Source organism: uncultured Methylobacterium sp. (assembly GCF_964251405.1).
Classification (GTDB): Bacteria; Pseudomonadota; Alphaproteobacteria; order Rhizobiales; family Beijerinckiaceae; genus Methylobacterium.
The window spans coordinates 1-8,603 of the sequence record NZ_CAXUJR010000109.1 but is presented as its reverse complement, the minus strand read 5'-3'; the positions used below and the strand labels follow the sequence as shown (position 1 = coordinate 8,603).

Annotated in this window: 9 protein-coding genes; 6 read left to right on the top strand and 3 right to left on the bottom strand. The window is 68.9% G+C overall.

The annotated features are described in order from the left end of the window. On the bottom strand, positions 1-1,361 hold a 1,361-nt coding region (locus tag ACFE7U_RS15785), incomplete at its 3' end, for a PhoX family phosphatase (protein ID WP_375410669.1). A 133-nt stretch (positions 1,362-1,494) separates the two neighbouring features. Here ACFE7U_RS15785 and ACFE7U_RS15780 point away from each other — a divergent pair. Then, the gene (locus ACFE7U_RS15780; protein WP_375410668.1) at positions 1,495-1,692 is read left to right on the top strand and encodes a hypothetical protein; all 198 of its coding nucleotides are present in this window, start codon (positions 1,495-1,497) and stop codon (positions 1,690-1,692) included. A gap of 55 nt (positions 1,693-1,747) precedes the next feature. On the opposite strand, the gene ACFE7U_RS15775 is transcribed toward ACFE7U_RS15780, so the two are convergent. Beyond that, a complete protein-coding gene (locus ACFE7U_RS15775; RefSeq protein WP_375410667.1) occupies positions 1,748-2,611 on the bottom strand; it encodes a LysR substrate-binding domain-containing protein in 864 nt (287 codons plus the stop codon). Between the two features lie 103 nt (positions 2,612-2,714). Here ACFE7U_RS15775 and ACFE7U_RS15770 point away from each other — a divergent pair, with 103 nt between their 5' ends. Beyond that, positions 2,715-3,128: a 4-oxalocrotonate tautomerase family protein gene (locus ACFE7U_RS15770; RefSeq protein ID WP_375410666.1), complete on the top strand. Its 414-nt coding sequence runs from the start codon at positions 2,715-2,717 to the stop codon at positions 3,126-3,128. An 80-nt stretch (positions 3,129-3,208) separates the two neighbouring features. Here ACFE7U_RS15770 and topA read toward each other — a convergent pair whose 3' ends face one another. Then, positions 3,209-5,938, bottom strand: a complete 2,730-nt coding sequence (gene topA, locus ACFE7U_RS15765; RefSeq protein ID WP_375410665.1) for a type I DNA topoisomerase — start codon at positions 5,936-5,938, stop codon at positions 3,209-3,211. 249 nt (positions 5,939-6,187) lie between these two features. Between topA and ACFE7U_RS15760 the strand changes: the two genes are divergently transcribed. The 4 genes from ACFE7U_RS15760 to ACFE7U_RS15745 are packed head-to-tail and all read left to right on the top strand — an operon-like array spanning position 6,188 to position 8,567. After that, entirely contained in the window at positions 6,188-7,135 is a 948-nt protein-coding gene (locus tag ACFE7U_RS15760) for an aspartate carbamoyltransferase catalytic subunit (RefSeq protein ID WP_375410664.1), read from the top strand. A gap of 48 nt (positions 7,136-7,183) precedes the next feature. Next, positions 7,184-7,990 carry an oxaloacetate decarboxylase gene (locus ACFE7U_RS15755; protein ID WP_375410663.1) on the top strand — a complete coding sequence of 269 codons (807 nt, stop codon included), beginning with the start codon at positions 7,184-7,186 and terminating at the stop codon, positions 7,988-7,990. Then, positions 7,953-8,261, top strand: coding sequence for a type II toxin-antitoxin system HicA family toxin (locus ACFE7U_RS15750; protein ID WP_375410671.1), 309 nt, complete (start codon positions 7,953-7,955; stop codon positions 8,259-8,261). The genes ACFE7U_RS15755 and ACFE7U_RS15750 overlap by 38 nt, the downstream gene beginning before the upstream one ends. 6 nt (positions 8,262-8,267) lie before the next feature. Beyond that, positions 8,268-8,567: a type II toxin-antitoxin system HicB family antitoxin gene (locus ACFE7U_RS15745; RefSeq protein WP_375410662.1), complete on the top strand. Its 300-nt coding sequence runs from the start codon at positions 8,268-8,270 to the stop codon at positions 8,565-8,567. Positions 8,568-8,603 lie beyond the last annotated feature (36 nt).

The window sequence follows — 8,603 nt, the reverse complement described above, 5'->3', positions numbered from 1 at the left end:
GGGCGGTCCATCTTGGTGGCGCCGAGCGCGTCGGCGGCGAGCCGCGCCGAGATCAGCACGTCGGCCTGGCTCGAAAACCCGTTCTGCGGCGTCAGCGGGCCCTGCCCGAACACCAGCGGCAGCCAGGTCCCGCGCCCGTCCGCGTCGAAGCGCGCGACATGCAACGTGCCGCGGTCGAGGAGGTCGCGGTTGGCTTGCCGGTCGGCCGCGACCGCGTCGGCGGTGACGAACTTGTAGACGTAGTCGAAGCGCTGGTCGTCGCCCTGGTAGACGACGTAGCGTCCGTCCTTCGACACGATGCCGGCCGCGCCCTCGTGCTTGAACCGGCCCATGGCGGTGCGCTTCCTCGGCACGGAGCCTGGGTCGAAGGGATCGATCTCGACGACCCAGCCGAAGCGGTTCGGCTCGTTGGGCTCAGCTCCGACGTCGAAGCGCGGATCGAAGCGGCCCCAGGCATAGGCGTTGCCGGGGATGCCGATGCGCTTGTGGCTCCTGGCCTCCGGCGAATCGTCCGCAAGCTTGCCCGAGAAGTAGTAGTTGATGTTCTCTTCGCAGGTGAGCCACGTCCCCCAGGGTGTTGTTCCGCCAGCACAATTGTTGATCATGCCGAGCACAGAGCGGCCGTCCGGATCGGCCTTGGTCTTCAGGCGCCCCGAGCCCGCGGCCGGGCCGGTGATCGCCATCGGCGTCGTCGCGGTGATGCGGCGGGCATAGGGTGAGTCCTTCACCACCGCCCACTTGCCGTCGACCTTGCGGATCTCGATCACCGTGCCGCCATGAGCCGCCATCTCGATCCCGACGAGGTCGGCGGTCATGCCCTTGAGGGCCACGCTCTTGATGTCCTGGCGGCCGAGACCGGGGAACATCAGCTCCTCGCTGGTGTACTCGTGGTTGACGACCAGGAGGCCGTGGGCGGCCGGATCGGCGGCCCCGGGCATCGGGAAGTAGCCGACGAAGTCGTTGTTGTAGCCGAATTGCTGGGCCTGCGCCGCCGCCGACTGGTCGCGTGGGTCGAAGGCCGGCGCGCCGGGCAGGACAGGATCGCCCCAGCGGATCAGCACGTCGGCGTCGTGGCCCTCCGCCACGTAATGGCGCTCGTCCGAGCCCGCGGCGATCTCCTTGAATGGGAAGGGCGAGGCCGTGACCCGTGCGGCGGCATCCGCCGCCAGCGCCCGCGGCGTCACCACCGCCGCGATGGCGCCGACCCCGAGGAGCCCGCGCAGGAGATCGCGCCGGTCGAACCGGGCCGCGACGATGTCGCCGAAAGTGGCGTTGGCGCTGGGGTTGGCGCCGACATCCTCGCGGTCCTCGGCGGCCTGGGAGCGGGTGCGGAGAGGTCCGGTCGAGGTGGGATCTGGCATGGTCGGATCTCGCTGCAACGAACGTCGTTCGCGTTACCGCGCCGCGATGGCAGAGCGATGACGCCGGGGCGCGGGAACAAACCTTAACCATGCGCGTCGTGCCTGTGTATCCCAAGATCCCGAGGAGCATGGCATGGCACCGTCGGCAGCACTCGGTATGGCGCGTCACGATGCCCTCCTACGCGCCGCCCATGCGGCGGGCCACGCCTTCGCCCCGGTGGAAGAGGTCCACGACGACATGGCGGGAGCGTCGCGGCGCTACCTGACCCTGTCGGCGATCTCGCTGTCGGCCTTCGTGGCAAGCTGCGGCGCCTTCCTGATCCTCGCCTGACGGTCAACCCGCCCGTCTCGACGCGGCGACCATGCGATGAGCCATGAGCCATCAGTCATGGGCCATCGTCGGATCGGCGTGATGCCCCTCCCGCTCCGCGAAAGGCCGCGGCCAGGACGCGGCGCATCTCGCCATCGAGGCGGCAATGCAGCACCACATTCCCGGTCGAAAGGGACGGCAGACCCGTGTCGAGGGGCATGCAGCCCTCCGGCAGGTGGCGGCGGCCGAACACCCCGACGCCGAGACCCGCCCTGACGGCGGCCTGCAGCGCGGAGACGGAGCCCCCGAGGAAGGCGTAGCGCCAGGGCAGGCCTGCCCCGTCGAGCGCGCGGGTCGACGCCGTCTTCACGCCGCAGGCCCCGTGCAGGGCGACGAGGGGAACCGGCTCGCCCCCGTCCCAGTCGAGGTTCGGCGCAGCGGCCCAAGCGAGGGGATCTGCGAACAGGACCGTCCCGTCGCGCCGTCCGCTCTCTTGACGGACGACCGCCGCATCGGCCTCGCCGCGGTCGTACGCGTCCCGCATCGTCGTCGAGAGGCCGACCACGACGTCCGGTGCGAGCAGCGGCAGGGCCAGCCGCAGGCTCGCAAGGGCCGTGGCGAGGTGGCTGCCCGCGGCGTGATCGCTGACCGCGAGCCGGATCGTCGAGCGCGCCGCGCCACCCGTCATCTCGGCGATGGCGCGGTCGTGGGCCGCCAGGATCGCTCGGGCATGGCCGAGAAGCCGCGTCCCGTCCGGCGTCAGACCCACGGAACGGGGCGTACGGGCCATGAGGCGACGACCGGTCCTCTCTTCCAGCCGGGCGATGCGCAGGGAGATCGCCGACTGGGTCGCGCCGAGGCAGGTCCCTGCGGCCGTGAAGCTGCGCAGATCGGCGGCCATCACGAAGGCGCGGAGCTGGTCGAGGTCGAGGGTTCGCATTCTATGATTTGAGATACAAATCTCTGAAAGATCAATGAGGCGTTTTACGAATGATCGGATTCGGGCGAGGATGCACGTCGTCCCCGCTCATGGAGTCGAACCCGTGCCCATCATCACCGTCCTGGTCTCGCCCCACGCCCCCGTTTCCGACCTCGAGAGCCGCGTCGCCGCCGTTGCGGTGAAGGCCTCCACGGAGCGTCTTCGCAAGAAGCCCGAACTCACCTCCGTCGCGGTCCGGCGCATCGACCCAGCCCATTGGTTCGTGGGCGGTCCCTCGCTGGCCGCGCAGGAGCGGTCCAGCGTCTGGGTCGAGATCAAGGTCGTCGACGGCACCAACACCAAGGACGAGAAGGAGGCCTTCATCGCCGACATCTTCGCCGGCATGGGCGACCTCCTCGGCGACCTCCACCCGGAGAGCTACGTCCATGTCGACGAGGTCTCGGCCGATGCCTACGGCTTCGGCGGCCTGACCCAGGAACGTCGTTTCATCGCCGGGAGGCTCGGGGTTCCGGCCTGACGTAATGGGTCGCGTCGGGCTTTCCATCTCCCTGCAAGCGGGGAGAGGGGTTACGCCTCCAAAACTGCTGGGCCTCCGTCTCAGGCCTTCTTGCGAACGGCCGCTTTCGCCACAGGCTTGCGGGCGGTCGTCGCCTTCGGAGCAGACGCCTCCGCGTCGGGGGTGGCGGTCTTGGCTTTCGCGGTGCCGGCCTTCTTCGCGGGTGCCTTGGCCGCCGGTTTCTTCGCAGCCGCCTTACGCACCGGCGCCCGCTTCTTCGCGCCGCCGCCCGCCGCCTCGCGGGCCGCGATCAGCTCCAGGGCCTGGGGCAGGGCGATCTCGTCCGCCCCGAGGGTCTTCGGCAACGTCGCGTTGGTGGTGCCGTCGGTGACGTAGGGGCCGTACTTGCCCGATTTGACCACGATGGCCTTGCCGGTCTCGGGGTGGTTGCCGAGCGCCCGGCCGGGATTGGAGGCCGGCCCGCGACGGCCGCCGCCCTGCTCCTTGGCCACGATGATGTCGATGGCGCGGTTGGCGCCGATCTCGAGTACGTCGTCGTCGCGGCCGAGATTGGCGTACATCTTCCCGTGCTGGACGTAGGGCCCGAAGCGGCCGAGATTGGCCATGATCGGCTCGCCGGTCTCGGGGTGGCGCGCGACCTCGCGGGGCAGGGCGAGGAGCCGCAGCGCCTTCTCTAGGTCCACCGCGGACGGGCTCAGGCCCTTGGGCAGGGACGAGCGCTTGGGCTTGGCCGCATCCTTCTCCGCCGAGGCCTCGCCGAGCTGGACGAAGGGGCCGAATCGCCCGTCGCGCAAGGAGACGGGCAGGCCGGTGACGGGATCATTGCCGAGCACCCGCGTGCCGGGCTGGGCCCCGTTCTCCGACGAGCCGTCGCCCTCGCCCTCGACACCCGTGGCGGCGAGCTGGCGGGTGTACTTGCACTCGGGGTAGTTCGAGCAGCCGACGAAGGCGCCGAACTTGCCGAGCTTCAGCGAGAGTTGGCCGGCGCCGCAGGTCGGGCAGGTGCGCGGGTTCGATCCGTCGGCCTTGTCGGGGAAGATGTGGGCGCCGAGCAGCCCGTTCAGGGCCTCCAGCACCTCGGTGACGCGCAGCTCCTTGGTGCCGCCGATGGCGGCGGAGAAATCGCGCCAGAAGTCGCGCAGGACCTCGCGCCAGTCGATCTCGGCGTTCGAGACCCGGTCGAGCTGGCCTTCGAGATCGGCGGTGAAGTCGTACTCGACGTAGCGCTTGAAGAAGCTCTCGAGGAAGCCGGTGACGAGCCGGCCCTTGTCCTCGGCCACCAGCCGCTTCTTGTCGATCCTGACATATTCGCGATCGCGAAGAGTCTGCAGGATCGCCGCGTAGGTGGAGGGACGGCCGATGCCGAGCTCCTCCATGCGCTTGACGAGGCTCGCCTCGGAGAAGCGCGGCGGCGGCTCGGTGAAGTGCTGGGTCGAGGCGATGCGCTCGCGCTTCAGGGCGTCGCCGGCCTTCATCGGCGGCAGGCGCTTGCCGTCCTCGTCGTCCTCGTCGTCCTTGCCCTCCTGGTAGAGGGTGAGGAAGCCGTCGAACTTCACGACCTGACCGGTGGCGCGCAGCTCGAGCTTGCGCGGTCCGACGCTGGCCACGATGTCCACCGTGGTGCGCTCGAGCTCGGCCGATTCCATCTGGCTCGCCACGGTGCGGGTCCAGATCAGCTCGTAGAGCTTGGCCTGCTCGGCATCGACCGAGCGCGCCACGCTCTTGGGCAGGCGGCCCATATCGGTGGGGCGCACGGCCTCGTGGGCTTCCTGCGCGTTCTTGGCCTTGACGCTGTACTTGCGGGGGACCCCCGGCAGGTAGCGCTCGCCGTATTCCTTGCCGATCACGCGGCGGGCGTCGGCGATGGCTTCCGGCGCCATGTCGACGCCGTCGGTCCGCATATAGGTGATGAGGCCCACCGTCTCGCCGCCGATCTCGACGCCCTCGTAGAGTTTCTGGGCGGCCCGCATGGTCTGAGCCGGCGCCATCCCGAGCTTGCGGGAGGCCTCCTGCTGCAGCGTCGAAGTGGTGAAGGGCGGGGAGGGGTGGCGCTTGGCCGGCTTCGCCTCGACGCTGGAGACCCCGAAGGTGGCGAGTTCGAGGTCGCGCTTGAACGCGGCCGCGTCCTCGCCATTGCCGACGTCGAGACGCTGGATCCTCTTGCCGTCGGCACCGACGAGGCGCGCCTCGAACACGGCGCCTTCCTGCGTCACCAGGGTCGCCACTAGCGACCAGTACTCGCGGGGCTTGAAGCTCTCGATCTCGCGCTCGCGCTCGCAGACCAATCTCAAGGCGACGGACTGGACGCGGCCGGCGGACTTCGCGCCGGGCAGCTTGCGCCACAGCACCGGCGAGAGGTTGAAGCCGACGAGGTAATCGAGCGCCCGGCGGGCGAGGTAGGCGTCGACCAGCGCCTGGTCGATCTGGCGCGGGTTGCGCATGGCGGTATCGACCGCCGCCTTGGTGATGGCGTTGAAGGTCACCCGCTCCACCGGCATGCCCTTGAGGGCGCGGCGGGCGGTGAGCGCCTCGACCACGTGCCACGAGATCGCCTCGCCCTCGCGATCCGGATCGGTGGCGAGGATCAGCCCGTCGGCGCCCTTGAGCGCCTTCACGATCTCGGAGACGCGCTTCGAGCCGCGGTCGTCGAGCTCCCACAGCATGTGGAAGTCGGCTTCGGGATCGACGGAGCCGTCCTTGGCGGGCAGGTCGCGGATATGGCCGAACGAGGCCAGGACCTCGTAGTCGCGGCCGAGGTACTTGTTGATCGTCTTGGCTTTGGCCGGCGACTCGACGACGACGACTTTCATGTCGGATTCAGCCTCTCGTCATGTCTTTCCCGCTCCAAGATATCGGTCGATCGGGGATCGCCTGACGATGTGCGGGAAGGCGCGGCTCCCCTTCGAAGAGGGACTTGGAAGAGGGCCTTGCGCCGCGATGAAGTGGGTGAAGGGTTGCGCGATGTCAAATGGCGCCGCCCGCATCGGCCAGACGGGAAGGGCTCGCCGCGAGGCTCGTCTTGCGGCTGCCGCGCACGCCCTGTAGCGCTGGGGCCGACCATGAGCACGCCAGCAGCGCCCGCCTTCCCGCACCGTCACCTCCTCGGCATCGAGGGCTTGAGCCGCCCCGACATCGAGGCCCTGCTGGCGCGCGCCGACGACGCCGTCGCGCTCTCGCGCCAGGTCGAGAAGAAGCGGGCCACCTTGCGCGGCCGCACCCAGATCAACCTGTTCTTCGAGCCCTCGACGCGCACCCAGGCCTCGTTCGAGCTCGCCGGCAAGCGGCTCGGCGCCGACGTCATGAACATGTCGGTGGCCTCGTCCTCGGTGAAGAAGGGCGAGACCCTGGTCGACACGGCGGCGACGCTGAACGCCATGCGCCCGGACATCATCGTGGTGCGACACCACGCGGCGGGCGCGGTGCATCTCCTCGCCCGCAAGGTCGATTGCGCGGTGGTCAATGCCGGCGACGGCGCGCACGAGCACCCGACCCAGGCGCTGCTCGACGCGCTCACGATCCGCCGCAACAAGGGCCGGATCGAGGGCCTCACGGTGGCGATCTGCGGCGACGTGCTGCACAGCCGTGTCGCGCGCTCGAACATCATCCTGCTGCAGGCGCTGGGTGCCCGGGTGCGGGTGATCGGACCATCGACGCTGCTTCCCACCGGCGTCGACCGCTTCGGCGTCGCGGTGTTCACCGACATGCGAAAAGGGTTGGAGGGATGCGACATCGTCATGATGCTGCGGCTCCAGCGCGAGCGCATGAACGGCTCCTTCGTGCCGAGCGTGAAGGAGTATTTCCGCTATTTCGGCCTCGACGCGGAGAAGCTGGCGCTGGCCAAACCCGACGCGCTGGTGATGCATCCGGGGCCGATGAACCGGGGCGTCGAGATCTCGTCCGAGATCGCCGACGGCGCGCAGTCCCTGATCCGCGAGCAGGTCGAGATGGGAGTCGCGGTGCGCATGGCGGTGCTGGAAGCGCTGGCGATCCATCTGCCGGAGGCGTGAAACGAATGCTCCTGTATCCGCCTCGATGCGCCAGAACGGGGTTCGCGCATGACCACGCGTGACCAGAAGGTCGGCCGTTTTCGTGAGCTTCATCGCCAAGGCTGCTTCATCATCCCGAATCCGTGGGACGCGTTGAGTGCAAGGCTGCTCGAAGCCTCCGGATTCGCGGCCCTGGCGACGACCTCGTCCGGCTACGCCTTCTCGGTGGGCAAGCAGGACGGCGCAGGGCAACTCTCCCGCGACGAGATCCTGGCCTATGCCGAGCGCATCGTGGCCTGCACCGACCTGCCCGTGACGGCCGACCTCGAAGACGGCTATGCCGCCACGGCCGATGGCGTCGCGGAGACCGTCAGGCTCGCCTATGAGGCGGGTCTGGCCGGGATCTCGATCGAGGACAGTTGTCCGATCGGCGTCGAGCCCGTCCGCGACTTCGATTCCGCCGTGGAACGGGTCCGCGCCGCCTGCGAGGCGGCGCGCCGATACGATATCGTGCTCACGGCACGTGCGGACGGTCTCGGAAGCGGTCACTACGATCTCGACGAGACGATTCGTCGGTTGAACGCCTTCGAGAAGGCCGGCGCCGACGTCGTCTACGCGCCCGGAGTGCCGAGCCTGGAGGTTCTCACGATCCTGTGCGGAGCCGTCCGAGCCCCGTTCAATCATGTCCTGGGACTGGGCGTCTCGGGTCTGTCCTTCGACGAGATCGCCGGCGCCGGGGTGCGGCGGATCAGTCTAGGCGGCTCCTTCACGCGGGCCGCCTGCGGCGCGGTCCGCTCGATGGCCTCGACCATAGGCCGCGGCGATTTCTCGATGATCGATTCGGCACCGAGCTGGAACGCGCTATGGGAGGCGTAGCGGGCGGGGGCGGGCATGGCGGTGCCGGCGGCGCAACTGCCGGAGGATTAAGGAATGTCTGGCCATCCCACCCCGCGATTTTGACCTCGACATCCGCGCCATCCGAAAGCGCCTCGAACGCGAGAGCTGGACGGTGCGAGTGGCGACCGGGGACCATGATGTCTACAAACATCCGCAGAGGCCGGCGCGTATTCCGGTACCCCGTGGGCGGGGAGACCTGCCGCTTGGCACGGCGCGGAACATCGCCCGTTCGGCGGGCTCGATCGCCTGAGAGTGGATGGACCCGATGATCCGATATCTTGGCATCCTCGAGAAGGACCCGGACTCCCTATGGGGGATCTGGTTCCCAGACCTTCCCGGCTGCGGCACCGCGGGCGAGACAGCCGATACCGCCCTCGATCGGGCTCCCGAAGCCTTGCGCCTCTGGATCGAGGATGCGCAGGCGGACAACGAAACGTTGCCAGCGGCACGTTCCATCGAAGATCTGCGCCTGGATGACGATGTGCAGAAAGCCCTGTCGTCGCGCCATGCGGTCATCGTCGTCCAAGTCCCTGAACTCGAACGGCTGGCAGGTTAGTTGTGCTTCGATCTTGGAACGAGGCCGTCCCCACCC

Coding starts and splice junctions, on each gene's coding strand:
- ACFE7U_RS15775 (WP_375410667.1), bottom strand. CDS start 2,611: ATGCGAACCCTCGACCTCGACCAGCTCCGCGCCTTCGTGATGGCCGCC.
- ACFE7U_RS15780 (WP_375410668.1), top strand. CDS start 1,495: ATGGCACCGTCGGCAGCACTCGGTATGGCGCGTCACGATGCCCTCCTA.
- ACFE7U_RS15745 (WP_375410662.1), top strand. CDS start 8,268: ATGGACCCGATGATCCGATATCTTGGCATCCTCGAGAAGGACCCGGAC.
- topA (WP_375410665.1), bottom strand. CDS start 5,938: ATGAAAGTCGTCGTCGTCGAGTCGCCGGCCAAAGCCAAGACGATCAAC.
- ACFE7U_RS15760 (WP_375410664.1), top strand. CDS start 6,188: ATGAGCACGCCAGCAGCGCCCGCCTTCCCGCACCGTCACCTCCTCGGC.
- ACFE7U_RS15755 (WP_375410663.1), top strand. CDS start 7,184: ATGACCACGCGTGACCAGAAGGTCGGCCGTTTTCGTGAGCTTCATCGC.